18 protein-coding genes are annotated in these 24,963 nt (G+C 50.4%); 7 read left to right on the forward strand and 11 right to left on the reverse strand.

The window, feature by feature from the left end:
• Positions 1 to 28: 28 nt before the first annotated feature.
• Positions 29 to 772 carry a response regulator transcription factor gene (locus tag KJW29_RS21400; RefSeq protein WP_214626107.1) on the reverse strand — a complete coding sequence of 248 codons (744 nt, stop codon included), beginning with the start codon at positions 770 to 772 and terminating at the stop codon, positions 29 to 31.
• A complete protein-coding gene (locus tag KJW29_RS21405) occupies positions 769 to 1,740 on the reverse strand; it encodes a sensor histidine kinase (RefSeq protein ID WP_214626108.1) in 972 nt (323 codons plus the stop codon). The genes KJW29_RS21400 and KJW29_RS21405 overlap by 4 nt, the downstream gene beginning before the upstream one ends.
• 219 nt (positions 1,741 to 1,959) lie before the next feature.
• Between KJW29_RS21405 and KJW29_RS21410 the strand changes: the two genes are divergently transcribed.
• On the forward strand, positions 1,960 to 3,084 hold the full coding sequence (locus KJW29_RS21410) for a hypothetical protein (RefSeq protein WP_214626109.1): 1,125 nt from the start codon (positions 1,960 to 1,962) through the stop codon (positions 3,082 to 3,084).
• A 141-nt stretch (positions 3,085 to 3,225) separates the two neighbouring features.
• Here KJW29_RS21410 and KJW29_RS21415 read toward each other — a convergent pair whose 3' ends face one another.
• Positions 3,226 to 4,965 carry an ABC-F family ATP-binding cassette domain-containing protein gene (locus tag KJW29_RS21415; RefSeq protein WP_214626110.1) on the reverse strand — a complete coding sequence of 580 codons (1,740 nt, stop codon included), beginning with the start codon at positions 4,963 to 4,965 and terminating at the stop codon, positions 3,226 to 3,228.
• A gap of 267 nt (positions 4,966 to 5,232) precedes the next feature.
• On the opposite strand from KJW29_RS21415, the gene KJW29_RS21420 reads away from it, so the two are divergent.
• The 3 genes from KJW29_RS21420 to secA2 are packed head-to-tail and all read left to right on the forward strand — an operon-like array spanning position 5,233 to position 8,216.
• Positions 5,233 to 5,436, forward strand: coding sequence for a helix-turn-helix transcriptional regulator (locus KJW29_RS21420; RefSeq protein ID WP_214626111.1), 204 nt, complete (start codon positions 5,233 to 5,235; stop codon positions 5,434 to 5,436).
• A 1-nt stretch (position 5,437) separates the two neighbouring features.
• On the forward strand, positions 5,438 to 5,884 hold the full coding sequence (locus KJW29_RS21425; RefSeq protein ID WP_214626112.1) for a hypothetical protein: 447 nt from the start codon (positions 5,438 to 5,440) through the stop codon (positions 5,882 to 5,884).
• 49 nt (positions 5,885 to 5,933) lie between these two features.
• A complete protein-coding gene (gene secA2 / locus KJW29_RS21430; RefSeq protein ID WP_214626113.1) occupies positions 5,934 to 8,216 on the forward strand; it encodes an accessory Sec system translocase SecA2 in 2,283 nt (760 codons plus the stop codon).
• Positions 8,217 to 8,532: 316 nt separating this feature from the next.
• On the opposite strand, the gene tatA is transcribed toward secA2, so the two are convergent.
• From tatA to KJW29_RS21455, 5 genes are all read right to left on the reverse strand, one after another.
• Positions 8,533 to 8,727, reverse strand: a complete 195-nt coding sequence (gene tatA / locus KJW29_RS21435) for a twin-arginine translocase TatA/TatE family subunit (protein ID WP_214626114.1) — start codon at positions 8,725 to 8,727, stop codon at positions 8,533 to 8,535.
• Between the two features lie 42 nt (positions 8,728 to 8,769).
• Positions 8,770 to 10,530 (reverse strand): hypothetical protein, encoded by a 1,761-nt coding sequence (locus tag KJW29_RS21440; protein WP_214626115.1) that lies wholly within the window; start codon positions 10,528 to 10,530, stop codon positions 8,770 to 8,772.
• A 34-nt stretch (positions 10,531 to 10,564) separates the two neighbouring features.
• A complete protein-coding gene (locus KJW29_RS21445; RefSeq protein WP_246608317.1) occupies positions 10,565 to 11,440 on the reverse strand; it encodes a carbohydrate ABC transporter permease in 876 nt (291 codons plus the stop codon).
• 79 nt (positions 11,441 to 11,519) lie between these two features.
• Positions 11,520 to 13,073: an extracellular solute-binding protein gene (locus KJW29_RS21450; protein ID WP_214626116.1), complete on the reverse strand. Its 1,554-nt coding sequence runs from the start codon at positions 13,071 to 13,073 to the stop codon at positions 11,520 to 11,522.
• A gap of 44 nt (positions 13,074 to 13,117) precedes the next feature.
• Positions 13,118 to 14,074 (reverse strand): ABC transporter permease, encoded by a 957-nt coding sequence (locus KJW29_RS21455; RefSeq protein WP_246608318.1) that lies wholly within the window; start codon positions 14,072 to 14,074, stop codon positions 13,118 to 13,120.
• A 234-nt stretch (positions 14,075 to 14,308) separates the two neighbouring features.
• Between KJW29_RS21455 and KJW29_RS21460 the strand changes: the two genes are divergently transcribed.
• Both KJW29_RS21460 and KJW29_RS21465 read left to right on the forward strand, forming a co-directional pair.
• Positions 14,309 to 16,684 (forward strand): helix-turn-helix domain-containing protein, encoded by a 2,376-nt coding sequence (locus tag KJW29_RS21460; RefSeq protein WP_214626117.1) that lies wholly within the window; start codon positions 14,309 to 14,311, stop codon positions 16,682 to 16,684.
• Between the two features lie 41 nt (positions 16,685 to 16,725).
• Entirely contained in the window at positions 16,726 to 18,597 is a 1,872-nt protein-coding gene (locus tag KJW29_RS21465; protein ID WP_214626118.1) for a heparinase II/III domain-containing protein, read from the forward strand.
• Positions 18,598 to 18,773: 176 nt separating this feature from the next.
• Here KJW29_RS21465 and KJW29_RS21470 read toward each other — a convergent pair whose 3' ends face one another.
• From KJW29_RS21470 to KJW29_RS21480, 3 genes are all read right to left on the reverse strand, one after another.
• Positions 18,774 to 19,682 carry a hypothetical protein gene (locus KJW29_RS21470; protein WP_214626119.1) on the reverse strand — a complete coding sequence of 303 codons (909 nt, stop codon included), beginning with the start codon at positions 19,680 to 19,682 and terminating at the stop codon, positions 18,774 to 18,776.
• Positions 19,612 to 20,259, reverse strand: a complete 648-nt coding sequence (locus tag KJW29_RS21475; protein ID WP_214626120.1) for an RNA polymerase sigma factor — start codon at positions 20,257 to 20,259, stop codon at positions 19,612 to 19,614. Before KJW29_RS21475 ends, KJW29_RS21470 begins: the two co-directional genes overlap by 71 nt.
• Positions 20,260 to 20,432: 173 nt before the next feature.
• A complete protein-coding gene (locus tag KJW29_RS21480) occupies positions 20,433 to 20,897 on the reverse strand; it encodes a YhfM domain-containing protein (protein WP_214626121.1) in 465 nt (154 codons plus the stop codon).
• A gap of 268 nt (positions 20,898 to 21,165) precedes the next feature.
• On the opposite strand from KJW29_RS21480, the gene KJW29_RS21485 reads away from it, so the two are divergent.
• Positions 21,166 to 24,849: a glycoside hydrolase family 9 protein gene (locus KJW29_RS21485; RefSeq protein ID WP_214626122.1), complete on the forward strand. Its 3,684-nt coding sequence runs from the start codon at positions 21,166 to 21,168 to the stop codon at positions 24,847 to 24,849.
• Positions 24,850 to 24,963 lie beyond the last annotated feature (114 nt).

Below are 24,963 nucleotides of genomic sequence, written 5' to 3' on the forward strand. Positions count from 1 at the left end.
GAGTATCTGTTATAGCAGCTTTTGCAGCCTACGGCTGCGCCCGGCTCAGGCGAAAGCCGATTCCCCAGATCGTCTCGATATAGCTTTGCTCGCAATGCGCCTTGATTTTATTGCGGATGTTGCTGATGTGCACCGTAATCGTTTTGTCCTCGCCCAAATACGGCTCGTCCCAGGCCAGCGTGTACAAATCCTGCTTGGTAAACACCCGGCTCGGATTTTTGAGCAGCAGCTCGAGAATACGATATTCCTGTCGGGTCAGCTGAAGCGGATGCCCCTTTACGGTCGCCTGATAAGTTCGGCTGTCCAGCAGCAGCTGTTTATGCCGGTACGCAGGCTCCGCCTCCGAGGCTGGCCCAGCACGCTTTAGTTGGGCGTGTATCCTCGCGATCAGCTCCGCCAGCTCAAACGGTTTGGTCACGTAATCGTCGGCGCCTCGTGCAAACAGCTCCAGCTTGTGATCCAGTTGATCCCGCGCCGACAGCACGATGACGGGCACGCTCGAGCGCAGCTCCCCGCGCAGGCGACTGATTAGCGCTTCGCCGCTCAAGCCGGGCAGCATCAGGTCAAGCACGATCAGTTCGTAGTCGGTTTGAGCCAGATGCAGCATCGCCTCGCTGCCGGAATATGCCTGCGTGCATCGGAAGCCTTCGCATCGCAAGCCTGCGGTGATAATGTCGCTGATTTGCACATTATCCTCCACAATCAGAATTCTGCTGTTGGCTCCTTGCTGGTTTTCCGTACCTCGCAAATCGTCGATTTCTCTCCGGCTCATACCCTCTCCTCCCGCTTCTTCGGCCATCGGATCCACAGACAAAATTGCTGATCGAGCTGCTCCGCCCGTACCGATCCCTTCATCTTCTGCACAAGCGATTGCACAATCGTCAGCCCCAGCCCCGAGGTCTGTTCGCTGCGCGCCGGGTCCGCCTTATAAAAACGCTGAAACAACCGCTCCGCGTCAATCGTTCGACCAGGGGGGAGCGGATTGGCGAACATAAACTCCCACTCGCTCTCCGTCTCCCGGCAGTGAATGGTTAGTCGGCCTTCGCCATGATGCACGTAGTTGCTCAGCACATTTCCGAATACCCGCTCGATCGCATGCGCCTGTCCGACGACAAGCGCTTGGCTCGGCAGCGCCAGTTCCGGCTCATAGCCGGTAGCGGCGATCGGCTCCAGTTGCATGACCAGGCTGTGCCGCAGCAACTCCGCGGCGTCGACCGTCGACAACTCCAGCCTGTAGTCCGGGTTCTGCAGCTTCGTATACAGAAACAGCTCCTCGATCAGCTTGGCCATCCCTTTAATCCGGCTGCGGGCCAGCCGCACATAGTCGGCGCGCTGCGATGCCTGCTCGGTTCGCTCCGGCACTGGCTCAGTTCGCTCCTGCACTGGCTCGGCTCGCCCCTGCACTGGCTCGGCTCGCTCCGCCAACTGCAGGTAGCCGTCCAACGCTGCCAGCGGTGTGCGAATATCATGCGAGAGGCTCGCGATCGTCTCGTGGATTTCCTCGTTTTTTTGAATAAATCGCTGATTCAGCGCCCGCCGCTCGCGCAACAGTTCATTGCAGCTTTCCACCAGCCGGGACAATTCCCGCGACTGGAGCTGCGTCGTGATCAGCTTAAAGGAGTCGTGCTTGCCGATGAAGTCCAGTTGGCGACTAACATCTCGAATCTGTCTTCTATAATACAGCCCGTACCCAGTTTGCAGCACCAGCAGCAGCGATACGATGAGTAAAGCAGCGAGCATACGGCCACTTCCTTTTCGATTTGGCATCGGCGAAACCTAAGCCTCGGTAACAATATCCTCATCTTACCACAGCCAAGTGCCTCAAAGGCGCACTGAATGTCTGCCATTTGACTTGCCGATGCTCGCCGCTAAGAATTGCCATGCATCGGAACCAACTCCCTCGCTCCGCAATACACTGGAAGGGTAACCGTGACATTCGCCCGGAAAGGTGTGCTGATCATGAGAGGAACTGCTACTCCCTTCTTCGTGAGGGGTCATACGGCCAGAGGGCCGTGGAATTTGCTGGAATCGTCGTTGATGGGGATAGATTTGCTGTACGTGGCGCGGCCCGCGCCCGCTGCCGCCCAATCCGCCGCGATGCGGATCATCGCCGAAGAGGCGCTTTCCGCATCCTGCGATGTATGGCTGTTGCATCGGCCCGAGGATCACGAGCTGCTCGACGGCGTCATTATTCCATCCAGGAAAACCGGATTTATCCATGAAGGAGCGCTTCCCCTTCACATGCGACCCTTGCCTGCTGATATTCGCTGCAAGGCGATCCATCTGTCGCAGGTGGCGTCCGGTTCGGAGAGCGGATTGGTATCGGGGGATTTAATCGTGGCGGAGGGCTCCTTACAGGAGAGCGAAGGCAACGCCTACAATTGCTTTGCCCGCGCGTTGGACATTCATGACGACTGGGAAGCGATTTATATCAGCGCCATGAGCTTCGAAGCGGCGAACCGCGTGGCGAACGCATACGTCTCGCGTCTGTTCGGCGAAACGTCCTTGCCCAAGGAGGGCCGCCGAGACGACCGTTTCCTCGGCGCTGCAACGCCTGCCGGGGCGGTCGATTTTGTCCCGGAGCTGACCCGAGGCCTGAAACGCTGCCTGATCAAAGGCCGCGCAGGATCCGGCAAGTCGACGCTGCTTAAGCGGCTCGCCGCGGAGGGGCTGCGACGCGGCTTCGATGTAGAGGTGTATCATTGCGGCTTCGATCCGAACAGCATCGACATGGTCATCGTGCGCGAGCTTGGCACAGCCGTCTTCGACAGCACTGCGCCGCATGAATATTTTCCCGACCGCGAAACCGATGAAATTATCGACATGTACGATTTATGCATCGCTCCCGGAACCGATGAATTGCATGCCGATCAACTGGCGCCGATTCAATCCGGCTATGCCTCCGCCATGAAAGAGGCCATCGGGCATTTGGCCGAAGCCAGACGTCTTCGCAATGCCGTCGAGCAGCCTGCGGCCGAGGCTGTTAACATGCAAGAGATTGCAGACGCCGCCCGGGGTTGGGCAGCCGAGCTGCTGCGGAACGGAGCCAACGGTCTGCGTACCGCCCCTGATGGCACGGCATAATGGCTGATGCCAGGGACTTAACAACCCTTTGTTCCAAGCGATTTGCCTACGGGCAATCAAGAAGTCAAGCAGGCCTATGCGCATATGCATAGGCCTGGATGTGTTTTGTCGGCGTCGTAACGATTAATTTGATATATCAATTTAAAGCAGCTTGATTAGCTCCTCCAGCTCATCAACCCATACTTTTGCGAGTTCAAACTCATTATTTTTTAAAGCCAGTTCAATTTTCATTTCAACCGATCTTTTATTTTGTTCCTTTTCTAGATAGTCCTTGTCAAAATGGCTGGCATAAATCATCTGTCTAAATTTTCGAATGCTCATCTTTCTGATCGTCTTATCTTCAATGATTAACACATAATCCATACCATTAACCACAGAATAGAAATCATGAGAAATCATCAGAATCGCGCCTTTATAGTCTGCAATAGCTTTATCCAGCGCGATCTGTGAATAGATGTCCAAATGGCTGGTCGGTTCATCAAGAAGCAATACGTTTGCTTTGCTGGCAGCAGCTTTGGCCAATTGAAGCATATTTTTTTCTCCACCGGATAAAGAAGTTATCCTTTGATTAACGATTTCCCCTTCAAAGCCATAGCTTGCAATAAACGTTCTAACTTCATCATACGTTTTAAACCCGGCATCGATGAATTCTTCTAGTATGGTATTAGATTCCTTTAGCACTTCGCCTTGATTTTGCGATAAGTAAGCCACTTTAGCGTCGTCATTGATTTTAATAGACTCATGATTATTTTTAAAGATATCTCGGAGTAAAGTCGTTTTCCCGGTACCGTTCGAACCAATAATGGCTACTTTGTCCGCAGATTTGATCTCAAAGCTCACATTGTCTAAAAGCAACTCATCAAAGACAGCTCTATAATGATCGACATGTACGACAGTGGTATCTTCTATTACAGTATCCATGTCAAAACTAATATTGGGTTGCTTAATATCAACAAATGGTGCTTTAATTCTTCGCGCTTCCAATCTTTCTTGGAACTTGACTCTGGCTTTTAATGCTTTGCCTCTAGAAGCCTCTGAATTATAAGTTGCGATTACTCTAAGATTAACGATGATGTTCTCGTTTCTCTCCAATTCTTCATCTTCGGCGATTTTGAGCTCCTGCAGCTCAACCTTAGTCTGAAGCAAGGAGAAGTTATAATCTATATATCGCCCTTCGAACTCTTGGATCTCCGTGTTTTCAAGGTGTATGATTTTGTTGAAGCAATGATTCAATAGATAGCGGTTGTGCGTAACCACCAGCAACATGCCTTTGTGGGAATTAATAAGATTCTTAAGTCCATTAAGGTTTTCAAAGTCTAGAAATACATCCGGCTCGTCCATAATCATTAAGTCTGGACGGCTAAGCATTTCCTTCATCACTTGAATCAGCTTGAATTCCCCGCCGCTCAGGTCGGAAACCTTAATATCTTTAAGCTTCATGAGGTTTGCCAGATTAAGCTTCTTACTAATATTGCTTTCAAAATCTTCCCCACCGATGGAATCTAATGCATCTAAAGCGAATTGATATTTTTCTAATAACGCCTCAAGATCCGATGATGTTTCCATCTCCGTACAGATTGCGGTTATTTCGTTTTGTATCTTAAAATATTCTTCCCCTATATATTCATAAACGGTTGTTTCTTTCGTTTTGTCGAATTGCGGGAATTGACTTACATGCCCAATCCTGCAAGTCGAGTCTATTTCCAGCTTACCCTCGAACAGGTATCTTTCCGGATCCATCAGTATGTCTATCAATGTGCTTTTCCCGTTGCCGCTTGTTCCAATAAAAGCGCAATGCTGCCCCTCTTCAAGCGTAAAGGAAATGTTTTTGTATAGTTCCTTTTGCGGAAATGAGAAGGATAAGTTATCAACTTTTATCATCGTGTTTCCTCTCTTATAACTGAAATAGAGACTATTATTAGATGTATTGCAAATTATAGTTTCGAGTTTACCGTTGTAAGAGTAACACTGATTATAACCAACTTCAATCTATTTGTATCTCATATCTAGAGGGAAAAGTTTCATGCTACTCCCCGCATACAGGCGAACCTTCAAAGTCGAACCACGATAAAATGCAATACATTGTTTACATTTTGTTAAACTTCATTTACAATCATTTCAAATCAGCAACCGGAAAGGATCTCTTAGATGCTTGTTAACAACGTACGTGAACTAAGGGCGCGCTTTAGATGGTCGCAGCAAGACCTGGCGGATGCCATCGGAGCCACTCGCCAGACCATTGGGTTAATCGAGAAAGGCGATTACTCCCCTTCGATTACGCTCGCGCTTAAAATCGCCGCAGCTTTTCAACTGCCCGTGGAGAAAGTTTTTTATTTAAAGGAGGAGAGCTAGAATGTTCGCACAGGTTATGCGTTCGCCGTTACTATCAACCCTATTGTTTCTTAGCACGCTGGGTTTGTTTTATCTACTGAAGTTAATGCTAACAGGGGAACTTTCGACTACGACGGGAAGAATTTATTGCGCCATCTTCGCTGTCCCTCTAGGCGTGCTGTGGGTGACGCTTGTAAGAGTTTATAATCGCAAAAATCCGAAAGACCGCATTAATGTCTTGGCCACAGTTCCGTTTGAAATTCGGGGCGTGGATGAGGGGCAGCAATGGATCACGTTCAAAGCTTGCCGAAACGTCTATATTTACTACAGCTCTTGCTTGCCCGTAGCCGTGGGAACGGTTATATTGCTCCCTTCCAATGCTGTTTATACACTCATCACTTTCGGGTTGCTGGGATTGGGCCAGTTCCTCGTCTATAGTCTAACCATGTGGAAGTATAGCCGCGTCTGATTCCTGTTCAGAAATTAACCTATTTCTACCGAGGGGAGCTCAAATTCCGATGAATCTAGCCGTCAAGTGGGTACGAGAATTCAAAGAGCGCGATAACAAGCATAGGCTTAAAGGCTACCGGGACAGAGCGGAGCTCATTCGAAAACGGAACTTGGAAGCGTGGGACGATGGGCAGCTTCAAGCGGAATCCCTTCGGCTGCAAAAAGAAGCAAGATCGGGTACGCCTTTGGACGAGCTGCTTGTCGATGCCTATGCGCTAGTCTGCGAGGCCGCGAAGAGAGCGCTCGGATTACAGCCCTTCGATGTCCAGCTCATGGCTGCCATCGCTCTGCACGAGGGATATGTGATCGAGCAGCATACCGGCGAAGGCAAAACGCTCTCTGCCGTTTTGCCTGCCTATCTGCACGCGCTATCCGGCGAAGGCGTTCATGTACTGACCTTTAACGATTATTTGGCGAAACGGGATGCGGATTGGATGGGGCCGATCTATCGATTACTGGGGTTAACGGCGAGCGCGGTTCAAACGGGCATGCGTTTATCGGAGAAACGGATGGCGTACGCCGCGGATATTACGTATGTGACGGCCAAAGAGGCGGGGTTTGATTATTTGCGCGACACGATCGCTCTGGATGAAGTCGATACCGTGCATCGTCCGTTCCACTACGTCATCGTCGATGAAGCGGACTCCCTTCTTCTCGACGAAGCGCGGGTGCCGCTGGTCATCGCCGGTGAGCCGAGTTCTTCCGGCGACGATGGTTCCCGTTTCGCGGCAGTCGCCAGGCAGCTCCGGCAAGAGGATCATTACGATTTCGACGAGTACAAGCGAAACGTTTATTTAAGCGAGGCGGGTGCGGCAAAAGCGGAGTCGCTGCTAGGATGCGGCAATTTGTACGAAAGCCATAATAGCTATTCGTTAATGGCGTTAAATTGCGCGCTGCATGCGGAACTGTTATTGCAGAGAGACGTCGATTACATCGTTCGGGACGGTAAAATCGAGCTGATCGACGAATATACCGGTCGCGTGGCGGAGAACAGGCATTTGCCGGACGGGCTGCAAGCCGCGCTTTCGGCCAAAGAAGGGCTGCGGTCGAAAGCCGGCGGGAACATTCTCGGCACGATCACCCTTCAACACTTCCTTAGCCTGTATCCGAAGATTTGCGGAATGACGGCTACCGCGCATGTTTCCGCAATGGAATTCGGAGATATTTATGCGCTGGAGGTCGTGCCGATCCCTCCGAATCGTCCCAACATTCGGATCGATTATCCGCACCGGATTTATTCCCATAAGGAGGCCAAACTTAAGGCGCTTGTACAAGAAATCTCGTCCGTCCATGCAACGGGGCGGCCGATTCTCATTGGAACGTTTAGCGTCGAGGAGTCTGAGATGCTGGTGGAGGCGCTAGCGGCGGCCAACGTACCTTGCCATGTTCTGAATGCGAAAAACGACGCAAAAGAAGCCGAGCTCATCGCCAAGGCGGGAGAACTCGGCGCCGTGACGGTGTCCACCAACATGGCGGGACGCGGCGTCGACATTCGGCTAGGGGGAGGCAACCCCGCGCAAGGGGAAGTCGTCGCCAAGCTAGGCGGGTTGTACGTGATCGGTACGCATATGCACCAAAGCGTGCGGATCGACAACCAGCTGCGCGGGCGATCCGGCCGCCAAGGCGACCCGGGGGCTTCCGTTTTTTTCGTAAGCTTGGAAGACGAGATATTGCTTAAGTTCGGCATGGATAAAGAATTGCGCGGTCTCAGACAGGATGAAGCTCTAAGCGAATCCGTGCTCCCCAGCAAAATTTCGCATATTCAGCGCGTGATCATGGGCCAAAACTTCCATATCCGCCAGGAGCTAAACAGTTATTCGGATATGGTGGAGGATCAAAGACGTATGTTATACGCGGAGCGGCTCGATATTTTGAATGGCAAGGCGCCGATGAGCGCTTCGGAGCAGCGGGTGCGGCTTTATTTTATAGACAAGTTCTGGGCCGAGCATCTGGCATACGTTTCTTACATTCGCGAAAGCATCCACTTGACGAGCCTTGCTAACCGCAATCCAATCGACGAATTCCATGAGCAGATCATCCAGGCATTCGCGGAAATTCCGGCTAACATCAATAAAGAATCTGCGGATATGCTAATAAAGCTGGGAGGTTCCAATGATCCGGCGATGTGGGAAAAGTTCGGGCTAAAGACCCCTGCTTCCACTTGGACTTATATCATCAACGATCAATATTTGGAGTTCCTGCAGAATCGCGGTGCATGGAACCCGGGGACGATAATCGCTTATTGGATGCGCAGGATGTTGCGGCCGGTATTCGGGTGGTCGAGGTTTTGATCCCGTGCAGCGAGACACGCTCACCCATTCATTCCGCGCCCATGCCGCTTCTGTTCTCCCGGCTGTTTGTAACGACAAGTTTTTGAAATAAAACAAGGGCATTCATAAGAGTGCCCCTTGGCTTGTACCTTCTTCTATCTTGACGAGCAGACCTGCTTCAACGAGTGATTGGAGCCGCGCGCTCAAAATATTCGTTGAGGTGTGCTCGCGTGAAGCAAGAAACGTGTAGTCAACAATGAGCGAGGTGAGTTAACTTGTATGAATCAAAGTTACAGCACTTTTTTTAAGGTAGACCAAAGCCCCGAAGTTGTCTTCATTAGTCGATATTTTCGTCGTCAGCACCTCTTTGTGTTTCCTTCTCCGTCCCGGTCAACAGCTCTTTCGTCCCGCTCTTGAATTCACGAAGCGTGCGTCCGAAGGCTCTTCCGAGCTCAGGGAGCTTACTGGGACCAAACAACAGCAGCGCCACTAAGATAATCAAGATAATACCCGCCGTACCAATGTTAGGCATACCCATCCCTCCAATTAGTAATTCCCCCGCGAGACTCTCCGATTATCTCGTACCGAAAGTCACGCCGCCGATCGAAGAGATGATGAAAGTGAAGCTTCCCGTAACCGTCCCGCCGCCGCCCGTTTTCGATTTCGGAAATATCTGCAAGGAACCCGAGCTGGACGTTCCCCAGGAAAAAGCGGGCGTGCCATCGATGATTGACGCCTCCTCGCTGAACGAAACGGTTTTGACCTCCGCTACTGTTGCCGAGGCTCGGCGATAGAGCAAATGATAGACGGCGACCTTGGAGCCGTCCGCATTATAGGCTTGGACGAAAATTTCGGCTCCGGTCGGGGTATGGCCGGATATTGTCGACATATCGGTGGGGCCGATTAAGGTTGTTCCCGTATTTTCAGGCACTGTAGCGGTCACGGTTACAGAAGCTACCGCCGCCCGGTTTCCAAGCTTTTTCATATTGGTTCGAAGGGCCGTGGATTCGTTGCGATCCTTCAATTTGCTCGAAACGCCGCCCCCGTTAATGAATAACCCGTCGGATTGGCATTCTCCGTACGCCGCAACGCCGCCCGAAATGGATACGCCGTAATGCTCGATCGTTGACAGATCGGTAGTACCGAAGTAAGACGGACTTGCGTTTGAACCAATTCTTGCATCTATCGCGCCTTGGGTCGTTCCCATATGAATCATGCCGGAAGGGGATGAAATTTCGATACCGTGCAGAGAAGGCTTTTCGAATTTAATCGCGCCGTCTGCAATGCTAGCCGAAAGGAACTTGCTGCTGTTCGCAATCTTCAAAGCGCTTGCCGGCCTATTTTGCCCGGTCAAACCGATTAGAGTGGAACCGCCGATCGCCAATTGGCCAACCTCGCTGATGTATACGGCCTCTTCCCCCCCTTCGAACATCGTGTTCGTTCCTCCGATGTTCAGCCATTCGGCATCTTGGACCCGCAAATGATTTTTGGAAGTTGGCATATTACGCCCGAAGTGGGTGTAATTATCGGCATACACCAGACCGTCTATTTGTTCGATATACGTCCCGTAATCGCGTAAAAACCAGCCTCTGCTGTTCTGTATCTTAATGTCATTAAACGCATATAAGTCCCCGCCTTGTTTGATCAGCTTCACCATAGATCCGACATCAAGCGCGTTAAGATTATCGATCGTGATAAGTCCCACGGTATGTCTGCCCGTATTCGTGTAGGACTCCCCCCTGATCACCGTATCGACCAGCCTTGCCCGAATATTCAAAAAGTCAAGGAACCTGCCTTTTCGTACCACAAAACCGTGATCTCCGCCTGCAGCGGAAGAGATCACCCCTATGCCGTCTATCCGTGCCCACAGATCGCCATTCGTGGCTCCTCCGATGATAAACCTAAGATCCTTGAACCAGCCGCTCCCCCAAATATCGCATGGGGTATCGATAACCAATTCGGCGTCGCCAAAATCAAGAACACCGCTTACGCCAAGCGTCAGCCCGTTGTTATAGCATTCTTGTATCGCGTTAATGAGCGTCGCGGTGTCATTGATGGAGCCGATAGATAACCCGAATTCTCTAGCGTCGATGATGGTTCTTTTTTGAATTCTGTCGAGAGTCTCTTGCACCGTTTCAGCGCCGTAACCGATACCGCTTGCGCCGGTACCGGATGCAAGCGAATGCTGCAGCTTCCGTAATTCGTTATCCCCTTCCTCTTCCGTCATACTTTCCGCACCGTAAGCCGCCGTACCGCCCAGCATAACGGCCGCTCCGGCCATCCCAAGATAAGACAGCACCTCCCGGCGGCCCATCAATCGCTTGTTTTCTTTCATCCTGGCAACCTCCCAAATTGGATTTAACCTCCGCTCATCCCTTAACGGCTCCGAGCGTCATTCCTTTGACGAAGTACTTTTGCAGGAAAGGATACAAGAGTAGAATTGGCAGTGAAGTATACATAACCGTCGCCATTTGGATGGACAGCGGCGGAGGCGGCGGCGCGCTCAAGTCGATTGCCCCGAAAATATCGCTTTGGCCGACCATCACGACCTGTCTTAACAGGACCTGTAAGGGCCATAAATCCGAGCTGTTAGTATATATAATGGAAGCGAAATATTGATTCCAGTTGGCTACCGCATAAAACAACGTGAATGTGGCCAGCGCCGGCAGGGATAACGGCAGCACGATTCGGAAGAAAATGCCGAGATCATTGCAGCCATCAATTTTGGCCGATTCCAGAATGCTTTCGTGAATGCCCTCGAAAAACTCCTTGAGCACGATCATATTGAATGCCGACACGGCGCTCGGAATCACGATCGCCCATAGCGAATCGATAAGACCCAACCCGTTGACCACAAGATAGGTCGGGATCAAGCCGCCGTTGAAGAGCATGGTGAACAAGACCATCAGCATGATCCATCTCTTGCCGCTGAACGAACGACGCGAGCATGAATAAGCCATGGAAGAAGTGACGGCGATATTGATAAGCGTACCGACAACGGTAATCCATACGGTATTTTTTAAGCTGCTAAAAAAAATACGGGTATCGTAAATATACTGATAGGAAGTGAAATCCCATTGTGTCGGCCATAGCAGAAACCGTTGAAACTCCTTCGCGTTGTCGAGCGACAAGAACGACATGGCGAACACATGGAGAAACGGAATGAATGTCAACACGGAGAATCCGAGCAACAGGAGTATATTAGTGCCGTCAAAAATACGATAAGACCATTTCGTGGAAAACAAAGCCGCCCCTCCTTTCGATTAATACGCTGCGAGACGGCGAGGTTCGAAACACGTCCCTCGCAGCGCGCCGAACGAATCCCTACTTTGCGTTCTTGGCCTTGTAGCTTTCGTTCATCTCTTGAATCATTTGATCCGCGCCCCGGGTCTTCCATTCCTCAATCAATAGATCGTAATTGTCGATTGGTTCTCCATTGACGATTATATTAACGACCCCGTCCAGCAAAAATTTGGATAACTCCTCGCCCTTATCGATCTTCGTTTTAGATATCACTCCGAGACTCGCGTCCTTATACGGCGTCCCGGATAGCGCGGTGTCAATGGCTTTTTTCTGAATTTGTTTGATCTCATCGGGCAGGCTTGGGTTAATGAGGAAATCGCCTTCCGGAATCGGATTCGTCATCAAATATAAGCCGGGACGTTCCGAATTGCCCAAGCTCGTGTACGACTTGGTACCGTCGGCATTGTTCGTAAAATGAACGCCTTCTTCCCCGTCGCCGAACGGCACGATGCCGGATGCATTCATTTGATCGTCGAGTATTTGCAATAGGCGGCGGACTTTCCCCTCGTCGCTGCCGGCTTTCGCCGATAGAACATTAAAGCCATAGAACCCACTGCCAAGGGAATACGAGCCTTCCGTCCCGTCCAACGCAGTCAGCGGTGGAACGACGTCCCATTGAAAGTCGGGGTTGGCGGCTCTTGCCTTGTTCAACCGCTCCGGAGAGTACGCATTGAAAGCGAAATCGCCGTGAATGCCGGCCTTGCCGAGCAAGAAATCTTCTTCCGATTGGCTAGATTTCATCAGTACGAAATCTTTGCTGATATACCCCTCTCGGTACCAATCGGTCACAAGCTTAACAAGCTCCCTCCCGTTCGGAGCAGCCCAGCCAGGCAAAATTCCGCCTTTCCCGTCCTCCACCCACGACTGGAACGGCATCACCTTGGTCGGTGTGAACGCCGCAACGCTGCTTATAAATCCAGAGGCGTAGGACATCGCCATGCCGTAAGTATCCTTTTGGCCGTTGCCGTCCGGATCGTTTTCCGTGAATGCTTTCATGACGTTCGTCAATTCCTCGTAGGTGGTCGGCATCGGAAGATTAAGCTTATCCAACCAGTCTTTCCGGATCGATAGTACCCAGTTGGAGGCCGCACGGATCCGTGGAATACCATATAGATGGCCTTTATACGTCATCAGATCTAGTACATCCTGCGGAATTTTGGATAAGTTGGGATAATCCTTGATATAGTCCTCCAGCGGTAAAAAAGCTCCTGCCTCCGCATAGTTGTAGAACGTTTGAGTACTATCTTCTATTAAAGTGATATCAGGAATATTGCCGGATGCGAATGCGGTTGCAAGCTTATTGTTGTAATCGCCGGATGGAACCGAGTTGAATTGAAAATCGATGTTATACCGGTCGTTGATGGCCTGAATCCCGTAGCCGGAAGCTGCCGGCGGATTCCCGTACAAAATCGTCATCGCTTTCACCGCATATTTCTTATTCATGTCGTCCGCTTTCGGACTTGCGGTTGAAGCTGGCGTCGGCGATGGATCTGCCGGGGATGATGCACAGGCGGCAAGCAGGCTTGCTGTCGTCAGGATGCTCAACATCGTGAATGCGGGTTTCGTAACTTTCATAGAATGACCTCCTCCAATTACTTTCAAGTTGAATTTCTTATCTTTTAAAACAACCCTTTTTCTCCCAATCTCCTAGTCAACCAATTCGCCGATGCGATCATGAACAATCCGACAATCCCTTTCGTCAAGCCGACGGCTGCCGCGAAGCTGAAGTTTCCTTGGCGTATCCCCAGAAAGTATACATAAGTATCGATTACTTCACCGACTTGGGATACTTGCGGGTTCAGCATAAGAAAGATTTGCTCGAAGCCGACATCCAGCACGCTCCCCATCCGGAGAATAAGCAGAATGCAAACTGTGCTTCTAATACCCGGAAGCGAAATATTCCACATTTGGCGGAACCGTCCGGCGCCGTCGATTTTGGCCGCTTCGTACAGCTCCGGGTCGACGCCCAGGAGAGCGGCCAAATAAAGGATGGTTCCCCAGCCCGCTTCTTTCCAGATCGATTGCAAAATGATAAGCGGCCGGAACATCGCCGGATCCGTCAGCACATTCGCATTGTCATAGCCAAGGCCCGCGAGAATGCTTGTCACACTTCCGCCGCTGTTGAACAGAAGGTAAAAAACGCCTGCCACGACGACCCAGGACAAAAAATGCGGCAAATAAATGACCGTCTGGATCAGCCGTTTCAACCAAGGATAGGCTATCTCATTAATCATCAACGCCAAAACGATCGGTACGAAAAACACAAAGGCGATCTGATAAAAACTGAGCACAAGCGTGTTCCATAAAACGCGTAAAACATCGGGACTGTCCATCATGCGTTGAAAATATTCGAAGCCGGCCCAGGGGCTCTTCCAAATGCCCGTAAAGGGGTTGTACTTCTTAAAGGCGATCACAATGCCGAACATCGGCAAATACTTAAATACGGCGAAGTAGATCAGCCCCGGTAAAACCAATAACCACAAATACTTTTCTTTCCGTAAACGACGAAAGCCGCTTTGCCGGCGCCTATGAGCTTCTGTACGTATTTGATCCCCGGCGTTTGTCGTTACTTCCAATCGGTTCCCTCCTGTTTTTTTAAAAATGTGTCATCGATGACATGACCCCATCATTGCGGAATTCTCCGTAACAATCAATAATCACTTTTTACTGAATATCTTTTGCCTCTGCGCCGCACTGCCACTAAAAAATGATACATGAGAAAATAATGATACTTCCAATGACGGGTACGCTTGATGCTATAATGGGGTCCAAGCATATTGAAATTATCCGTATAGGAGTTGACTCCCTTGATGAAGAAGCTTCAAGGCTTAAGGACCTGGATACGCTTCGGCCATCAAATGAAAAAAAAGCTGCTGGTCAGCCTGCTGCTTCTATCCAGCATTCCCGTAGCCGTTATCGGACTGTTCACCGCAAAATTTACGTCATCCATCATTCTTGATCAAGCCTATCAATCCAATATGTACTTTTTGCGTCAGAACGAACAAGAAATGGAGGCGGTTTTTAGACGTCTGAACGATCTGCTGTTTCAATTCACCTATCACAATTACAATTCCCATAATCTCGCTACGCTTAATCGTTTCACGAGTGAGGATCTTGTCGCGGCCAATTGGAAAACGGTTCTGCAATTGGGGGAAATGCTCAACGTCGTAAAAGGCGGTATGGACCACGCGCTGGAAGTCGATTTCTACTCTCCTAATTACAAAAAAGTTATGACCTCCGACGGAAACATCTTAACGGAAGAGCAGTTCAACGACCCCAAGGTGCTGGACGAATCCCGTAACCATCCCATCGGCAGCCGATGGATAGATACGCGTATGGGACTGCAAGTCAACGAACGATTTACGAAGCCGGTCATTACGGTGATATACCCTTTCATGCAAAGCACGGGCAACTCGCTGGGCGGAGCCATTATCATTTACTTCGATGCGAGCAAGTTAAGCCGGCTGTTGACGCTGCCTCCCGAATACCCGTCATCGTCCATGTTCATTGCCAATAGAGACGGCTACATCCTTATGCACTCTAACCCGGATGTCGTCGGAACCCGTCTGAACGACGATATCGTTCAGGAGTTAAACCATCCCACGAACTCCGGCGACTCTCCAGGCGATCTTTCCGCCATCGGAAAATATACGGCAAATTTTGGGGGCGAGCATAGCTTGATTTATACAATGCCCTCCGGTACTCATGAATGGAACTATATCATTTCGATTCCTATGGAGGCTTTGAATTCGAAACCCAAACAAACCTTGTATACGATTTCTCTTATTAGTCTCACTCTTATTCTAATCGCCGTATTCATCGCATTGAAAGCATCCCGTAAAATTTACGAACCTGTACAGCGACTTACCGGCAAGCTATCCGATGGGCAGACGGAGGGTTTCGTCGGAGATGAAATTCAATGGCTCGATCGTTTTGTAAGCGGCGTGATGGAACAAAATCAAAAGCTGTCGGAGGAAGCTGCCGCCTACTTTACGCATATGGAACATTACCGTTTGCACCAACTGCTGCTCGGTAATCCCCAGGATTCCGCAGTCATGACAAATTGGACAGCCGGACAAGACGAAGCTCACTACGCTCTGTTCCTCATCGAAACAGATCAGTTGATGCTCGATAAGACCTACTCGCGAAATGACCAATATTTATTTTTCTATTGCTTGCAGAATATCGCTCAAGAGGTTCTGCGGTTACGCAGTCTTGTCCCTCATATTCTAACCATGCATCCGGGCTTATTCGCTGTTCTGATTCCTATGGCGCATCCTCCCGGCAATGAATCGCTTCGGACGTATGGGAACGAGCTGTTGAGCGTTTTTCGCCGTCACTTGCCTTTCCCGGTTTTTATCGCTGCAAGTCATTCAAGCTTTGGCATATCGGATGTACACGATGCCTATATCGAAGCAGTCCGTGCATTGCGCTACCGCTTCATGCTGGGAGATAAAGAAACCATATTAATGAATGAGCTTGAACCCCGGCTTGCTTTCCAGGTGGACGTTCTTTATGAGCAAGAAGTGAAAATATGCGCGGCGTTGCAAGCCTGGCGAATCGAAGAAGCTTTAGAAACATTCGATCTGTTGACCGAGACGATGAAGGATGGATACGAAATGACAAGGGAGTTTGTCACCGGTTTCTTCACCCGGCTTTTTGCATCCTTGATCAAGGCGTCTAAACAACAGCAGAATAAGGCCGTGTCGCAGGAAATGATCGAATCGCTCCTTCTCTCGCTTGCCGAACAACCGACGATATTGGATATGAATCATTATTTCAAGACGGCGATCATCCCGCTCTTGGTGCCCAAGCAGGAGGACCAAACAGCCGAAAGAATCCGCATTGTGCAAGAAGTGCTGAAGTATATCCATGCCCGCTATGATCAAGATATCTCCTTACAGCTCTGTGCCGATCTCGTCCATATTCATCCCGTTCAGCTCAGCCGAATATTCAAACAGATCGTCGAGGCGAATTTTGTAGACTATGTCATTGCATACCGGATGAAGAAAGCGATGGAGATGCTCGACAACCCGACGATCAAGCTTCAGGATATCGCCGAAAAGCTGCGGTATACTTCCGTTCAAAATTTTATCCGTACGTTCAAAAAAACAACGGGCATCACGCCAGGACAATACCGGAAGCATGCGGAACAACAGGCCGCCGAGTTCTCGTTTCCTACGTAAAGCTCCTCCAACCTCAAATATCAAAAAAGGAATGATTGAAGTTGCTAACCGGACGCTATACAAAACAATTAAAATCCAATTTATTGCAGCTGCAGCCCCTTCACCCGTTTGGTCCGGAATGGTCTGCCCAGCGCGAGCTATCCGATGAATTAAAGCACTTTATTGTGCATCGTGCCAAGCAATATTTACATTTTGAATGGCCGTCCCTGAATGCGGCACTTTTTATGGATTTTTCCAGAACCGGCAATAGAGTGCGATATGAAACACCGTATTTCAACCGTCGTCGCGCGCTTCAAGCTTTGATCTTAGGGGAATGGATCGAAGGAAAAGGGAGATTTCTGGATGATCTTATCAATGGTCTTTGGGCTATTTGCGAGGAGACGACTTGGATATTGCCCGCGCATTTATATATGGCGCGGAAAAAGCAAGAGCCGCTTGCGGATGTCACCGAGCCTCTCATTGATTTATTTGCCGGCGAAACGGGTGCCCTTCTCGCATGGGGCCTTTATTTGCTTGAGCCGGCACTTGCAGGAGTAAGCCCTTTGCTGGTAGAGCGCATTCAGAACGAGTTAAAGAGGCGCATAATCGATCCTTATCTAAAACGCAATGATTTCTGGTGGATGCTGGAGGTTAACCCTTTTGGAATTAATAATTGGGCTCCTTGGTGCACGTCTAACTGTCTGGGGATTATTCTGCTACATGAGTCAGACGAGGCAAGACGAATTGAGGCCGTGGTTAAAGGGATGCGCACGCTGGATTTGTATATCGCGAATTATCCGGCCGACGGCGGCTGCGATGAGGGCAGTTCGTATTGGTACCGTGCCGGGGGATCGCTGTTTGACTGTCTTGAAATCCTCCATATGGCCAGTGGCGGACAAATAAATATATACGATGAGCCGTTAATTCGTGAAATTGGGCGTTTTATGCTGAAAGCATATATAGCTGATGATTATTTTGTGAACTATGCGGACGGGGCAGCACGTCAGTGGGGTACTCCGGTTTGTCTTTACAGGTACGGGGAGCGGATTATGGACCAAAAATTATCGGCGCTCGGAAGACGTCTCCATCGGCAAAGGCGCGAACAGGGCATGCTGCTGCAGACGGAATCCCTATTTCGCGAGCTGCAAGAGCTTGCCTGTTACGAGCATTTAACCGCCCCTGGGCAGGAAAAGGTGTTCCTTCAAGATAGTTGGATGTCGGATTTGCAGATCATAACGGCGAGAGAAACATCAGGAGCGGCCAATGGCTTTTATCTATCTGCCAAAGGGGGGCACAACGCTGAAAATCACAATCATAATGATGTTGGGCAGTTCATTGTCTACCTTGACGGCAACCCGCTGTTAGTAGATCCAGGAGTAGGAACCTACACAGCCCAGACATTCTCCAAGCAGCGATATGACATATGGTGTATGCAATCCTCCTATCACAACCTGCCTGCCATCAATGGATTCCAACAGCAGGCTGGCCGGGAATACGCTGCCCATTCTTGTGACTATAAAGTGACGCCAGAGAGGGCCAGCTTTACAGTTGAACTGGCAGGAGCCTATCCGGCCGAGGCGGGATTGGAGAGTTGGAGGCGAAGCGTGGAGCTTCACCGTATAGATACGGCGAAAGTAACGATTACAGAGGAGGTTGCCCTGCTTCAAGAAACGGCTGACATTGCCATGCATTGGATCACCCAATGCTTACCAGTATCTGAAACAAACCATGAACTTCGGCTAATTTCCGAAGGACGGGAAGTTGCACGGGTGCAATATGCGGGTCCGTTCCTAAAATGCCGGATCGAGCGGATTGAACTCGAGGACGAGAAGCTTCGGGACGTGTGGGGAGAGCCACAGCTTTATCGTATTATATGGATACCCGAAAGTAGCGTTAAAACGGCAGCATGGAAATTTTCAGTCTTTCGCGAATGAGCAAGACCCTGACACAAGAAGTATGTAATAGGACTTAGCAAAGATAACTCAAAAGAAGTACATTGCCACCTTGGCAATGTACTTCGAGTTAATTAATGTCGATTAAGCCTTCTCTTAGTCACCTGTCGCTACCGAATTCTCGCTATTCTCACCACTGAAGCGACGATGACTCTAAATTATTGTCCCACTATAGCAGCCGCGACTTCGACAAACCGCTCTCGCGGGAGCTTATCCACCGCCGAATCAAACAACTGATAATATACGTAAAGCTCTCCTTCGCCTTCCGCCCAAGCCATCCTTTGCATATCGCTGTCTTTCTCCTTCAGATAGAATGCCTCTATTTCGCCAATCGTCACTTTTTCCTTAACCAGGTTATCCAATTCGCTTGAATAAATCTGCCGGTCAGGTATGTTGTACCAAGCGCTCAACGTCAATTGATGCCCGCTGGCATCGCGATATTCCGCGCTATACCCGACGGTTTTGCCAATCGGCACCTTGCGCAAGCTGACACTTTCATCCCCGTCCGGGTCCCCCCAGTTCAAGTCGGGCGCCAACTTGTTCAAATCATGCATAAGCGTTCCCTGATGGAAAATAATTCCATCCCCCAGCTCGCGCAGCGGCTTATGCGTGCCGGTTTCCGCTGCAAATTGCTCAAATTCCAATTCGCCATATTCCCGCTCATGCGCTAGCCCAATATATCGATTCTGATCCCTCAAATAAAAAATTGCCGCTTCTCCTTCATTCAACATATCCCGCAAGTCCGAACCGATAGGCTCTATTGACACTTCATCCGGTGAAACGCTGATCAGTTCCAAAGAAACCGCCCCGTCCGGGGCAAACAGCTTCCACGATACCGCAGCATATCCAAAGCCGCATGCAAAAATAACAGCCGCCGCGATAAACGAAACGTACAATGCTTTGCCGCTCTTTCGTTTGATCGGATACCGGTCCGACTCCAGTCTTTGCCCGCTCCCGCTCTTGCTGCGAATCGCCTCCATCACGCGATCGGTCACATCAATCCGGGGCAATCGCTCTTCCAATGCGCTCAGACTCTCTTGCCATTGCATATTTTGTTGCTTCTCCATCTGCATCCCCCTCCAATTCCATCCATATTCGCTTGAGCTTTAATTTGGCACGCTCCACTTTTTTGCGCAGCGCGGCAGGCGATTGGGGAAACGATTGTCCAATCTCTTCATACGATTTCCCCTCTATTACTCTAAGCACGATAAGCGACCGCTCGACAACCGTTAGCCGCCCTAGCGCAAGCTCGCTTTGCGCCGCAACTTCCTTCCGTCTCGCCTCTGCATACCCGTCGTCCGCACCTTCATGGCCAAGCGGTTTGAGCAACTTCGACAGCAGCGCCGTTCTTCGCCGCTTACGCAGCACATTCAAGCAATGATGATAGGCGATCTTATATAGCCACGCTGCAAAAGATTGGTTGTACACAAACTGCGACAGCTTCTCGTAACCTTTAATGAATACCTCTTGCACCGCATCCTCCGCTTCTTCCCGCTGCATCAGCAGATGATAGCAGTAGATGTACAATCGCTGCTGATACCTTCCAATGAGCGCCTCGTATCGTTCAGTCTCCCCTTCCCGTACGGCGCGAATGAGCCCTTCGTCGGAAGCCTCTTCTCGTTCCCGTTCCGCCTCAAGCTCCATCGCATTCCCTCCTCCTTTCAACCTTTATGTCTGTATAACACCCGACAACGCCGTTTGTGACACTAGTTAATGCTCCTTGTTGATTCGAAACAAAAAAACATCGGCCGAGGAGCGTAGTCCGCATGACGATGTATTCAAACTACGTACTGATAATTTGAGAAACCGCGCCTTATCTAATATCCGCGAAAAATGATCTCTTTCAGCTTGACAGTTGATTTCTCGCTTAGCGTATAGCCTGTATGCGTTTCCTCTACAGCCATAATCATGGCTTGCTCGCTTGTTTCGCTGATCCATAGATGAAAAGCGAGTTTTGAATTTGCTGAAATCAGGACGATATCATAGTCGGGAGTTGCCGTATTTAATATTCCAGGTATCGGCGCTGCAGTATAGATAGCCTGAGTGATCGTTTCAATTGTTTCTTTATCCGAAAAGTCGTCTGTGATATCAGCGTTCACCAAGCCGTGGGCAAGAGATTTCGACAAAGTGATTTGCTGGATGTCTTTATTAATCTCGGATCCAATGGTATCAGTCTCAATACCAACCTGATTCTTCTTGCCATCCTTGTTGTCCGAGCCAACAAAGCCAATAAGAATGACTGCAATCGCAGTTAAAAGAACGAGGAGATTGTTTTTTTTCATAATAGCCCCCCTTACATACTTACTTTATTGACGACCGGCAGAGCATAAGGTTGCACAGGACCTACTCAATTAGATCACATCGATGCTTATATACCTCATGGTCATGTCTCTAAGAATCTACTAATCTATATCTTGTAAGCGATTACTTAGTTTAGGAGGGTTGGCTCACTCAGAACCTTACGCCGCGCTTTCGAGATTTGCATGGAACGTAATTCAGTCAAATCGCAATGCCACAAATGATTTTCCATTATGTAGAGGAGGTATTTTTATGACAAGCGTTACCCGCGTAGGAGAACGGGCTAAAAAATTTCTCTTGCTTGGGCTGGGCCTGGCTGTCGTGCTGCAAGCGCTCGTGTGGGCGCCTTCACCAACGTATGCTGCCGTCAAGCCGCTCCCGGATCCAAACACCCCCCTGTACTTTGACGATTTCGACAACAAAGGCGAGTTCAAGCAAGACTGGCAGAACTGGTATAACCAATCAGGAGGAACAGGCACATTCTCGAAAGCGACGGTCGACACGTTTAAAGTCGGCAAATTCGCGCAGACTCCGGCCTCTAGCTCTTCGCAGGCCAAGTTCGAGCCATGGCATCAGACGGTCGATATGTCCGGGTACCGTTACTTGAATTTTAGAATGAAAAATCCCGGCTATCCCAATGCCCGCATCCGCATCGTCATCAACGACGGCTACAAGAACTACGATATGACGGGCGGTTTCGCTTCCGTTCCGACGACCTGGACCGATACGCAGATCGACCTGGACGCGCTCAGCCCCAAAATTAATAAGAAGAGGATTCGCTTCGAAATTTGGCTGAGGCAGACGGCCACTGGCTACGGAGAAATTCTAATGGATCACATTTCGGGTACGACAGACAACACTGGCAGCTCGCCTACCCTGTCGGCTGCGCCGCTTACGTCCAACTCGGGCACGATCAACAATCAGAACACAACCTATACCTTCAAGACGACTTACACGGATGCGGATAACAACAAGCCGATCGCGATGCAGGTTGTTTTCGGGGACAAGGCTTATAACATGCGTGATGCCGATTACACGGACACGAACTACGCCGACGGCAAGGACTACATCTATTTGTCGAAGCTGCCAGTCGGCGCTACATCCTATTACTTCCGCGCGGCCGACGGTTCTTCCCCTGCCGCGTCCACGACACCTCAGAACTCGCCAACCGTTACGCAATCGACGAACATCATTGATGTCCTCGTGAGCCAAGTCGGCTACGGCGCAAACGATTATAAAAACGCCATCGTAACCTCCACGACCTTCCTGGCCGACACCACCTACCAGATCCTTGACGGCTCGAATACTTCGCTACACACTGGGGCCATGACGTACAAAGGGATGGTTTGGGGCAAATACGTCTATGTCATCGATGTCACCGGCATTAAGACAATCGGCGATAACTACACCGTGAAGACAAACGGCGTTTCCTCCTTCCCGTTCCCCATCACGGACAACGTATGGGATGATTACAAGGATGAGATGACCGCCTTCTACCGTGTCCAACGCGCCAGCGTGGCGACGTCCGATGCCTATCCGCCAGGGTACAGCACGATCCCTCCGTCAGATAAAGTTTTCCACCCTGCAGGTCATCTTGACGATGCCATCAGCCTTGACGGCACGACAAGCTACGACCTGACAGGCGGTCATTATGACGCAGGAGACTACGGCAAGTACGGAGCCAATCAATGGGTAGGCGCATCGATCGTCTTGGCCTATCTCCGGAATATCGACTCGCCAAGCGTCAAATTCGATAACGACAATAACGATATTCCCGACCTTATCGATGAAGCGATGTTTGCCAGCGATTATTTGGTGAAGTTTGCCGACCTGTTCGACGGCGCAATGTACAACATCTCCCATCATGGCGCCTTTGTGCACCCCAACAAAGAAACCGATGGCATTCGGGGCAATTCAGACGACCGGAAGCTGCGTACTGACGTACTCAGTGTCGAAGGATCGGCGAAAGGCGCAGCAACGCTCGCGGCGACGGCACGTGCGATCCGTACGGCAATCGCCGAAGGCGATGTGCCGACATCTCTCATCCCAGATCTCACCGTTTCAGCAAACGAATACGAAGCAGCTGCCGTTACGATGTACGACTTCATGGCCGCTAACCTTACTACCACTCCCCAGCACGGGGACCCCAACAAATCGAAAATTTTCGCGGATGTCGAGATGTACCTGCTTACAAACGATGTAGCTTACAAAAATGCGGCAACGGCTGCCGCCAACGCCCTTACGTTCGACGACTTGAGCTCGACGGCGTATTGGAGCATGCGGCCGATTGCGCTCGCCGAATTTTATCCGGTAGCCGATACAGCGACGCAAGCGCATATTAAGAGCCTGCTTGATCAGCAGTTCCACTACGTCTTGTCGCTTATGGACGATACGCCTTACGGCACAATGAACCAATTCAGCAACTTCGGCGTAAACGAGCCGCTTATGTCCTATATCGGGGATATGATGCGTTACTACGAGCTCTTCGGCGATCCCGATACGCTCCGCATCATTCAGAGAGCGATGTACTGGGTTTACGGACAGAATCCATGGAATATTAGCTGGGTTTCCGGCATCGGATCGGACTATGTCGACTTCCTGCATACCCGGTTTGACGAAGAAGCTGGTTCTGCGGCAGGCCAAGGCGTTGTTATCCCTGGCGCAATGGTAAGCGGAGCGAATATCAAGGATACGAAGGATTATTACAGCGTCACTCCTTGGTATCAAGACAGATACCAGGGCGCGGACAATATGAATCAATGGCGTTACAACGAATATAGCATCAACATCCAAGCCGGCATGCTGTACACGGTTATGGGACTCAGCACGATTAACAATGCCCCAACCTCTGCATCGAATCTGCCGGAGCTTCAGGTGTTAAGCCCAATTATCGGCGATTACGTACGGGGCGATGTCACGGTATTCACCAGCACCAACGCCGGTACGCCCGAAGTGAGAACGGGCGGTACCTATGTGCCGATGACGTTGGACGGCGCTGCCTATGAGTACACGTTCGACACCAGCACACTCAATCCGCTCTCCAATCACATTATGAGGATTCGAGGGAGCGATACCTCCGGCAACTATTCGTTTAGCCATATGCACTATACGGTTGCCCGGCCGCTTCCGGATCCGTCGCATCCGCTGCTATTCGATAATTTCGACGGCAAAGGGGTATGGGGATCGATTGGACACCACTGGGTGAACTGGTGGAACCAGAACGGCGGCAACAATGAAGGCACATTCTCCAAAGTTCTAGATACACCTGGGAATTACGTCGGCAAGTTTACGCAGAATCCTTCCCAGGTCAGCTCCGAGGCCAGGTTCCAGCACTGGCACGAGTCGTTTAATCTGGACGGCTACCGATACGTTAACATGAAGGTGAAAAATCCGAGCCACCCGAATCTGCGCATGAAGGTAACCATGTCCGACGGTACGAACGGTTACACTCTGGGGGGCGGCTGGGTCAGCATCCCGACCACTTGGACCGATATGCAGTTCGACACAAGCGCGGCTCCGGCTAACATGAACAGGAAGAAAGCCGTCCTTACAATCTGGCTGAAGCAGACGGTCAAGGGCTACGGCGAAATGTTTATGGACGATTTCCAACTTACGAATACGGCCAGCGGTACCGCGCCGACGTTAACGGCAGGCAGCGTGAATGCTGCAACCGGCAACAGCCAGACGAATTTCACGTTCAATGTCACGTATACGGATGTCGATAACGAAGCTCCTTATGTCGTGGAGGCCGTAATCGACGGCGTCGTACGCCAGATGGTCGAGGTTAACCCGAGCGATACGAACTACGTGGACGGCAAAGCGTACAGACTCGTCACTAGGCTGTCAAAGGGCAACCATTCTTACTACTTTACAACGACGGATAAGACGTCCGACGCGGTCAGCACGACCGTGGCGACCGGCCCGTCCGTCAGCTGACGGCAATTGAATTCAAGCATGTCTCTCAGAAAAAGGTACAGCCCTTCAAGAAAATTGAAGAGGCTGTACCTTTTTTTGAAATTTTTATTGACCTCTACACTAGTGTCAACCTTT

Source organism: Paenibacillus agaridevorans, assembly GCF_018604145.1.
In the GTDB taxonomy this organism is placed as follows: Bacteria; Bacillota; Bacilli; order Paenibacillales; family Paenibacillaceae; genus Pristimantibacillus; species Pristimantibacillus agaridevorans.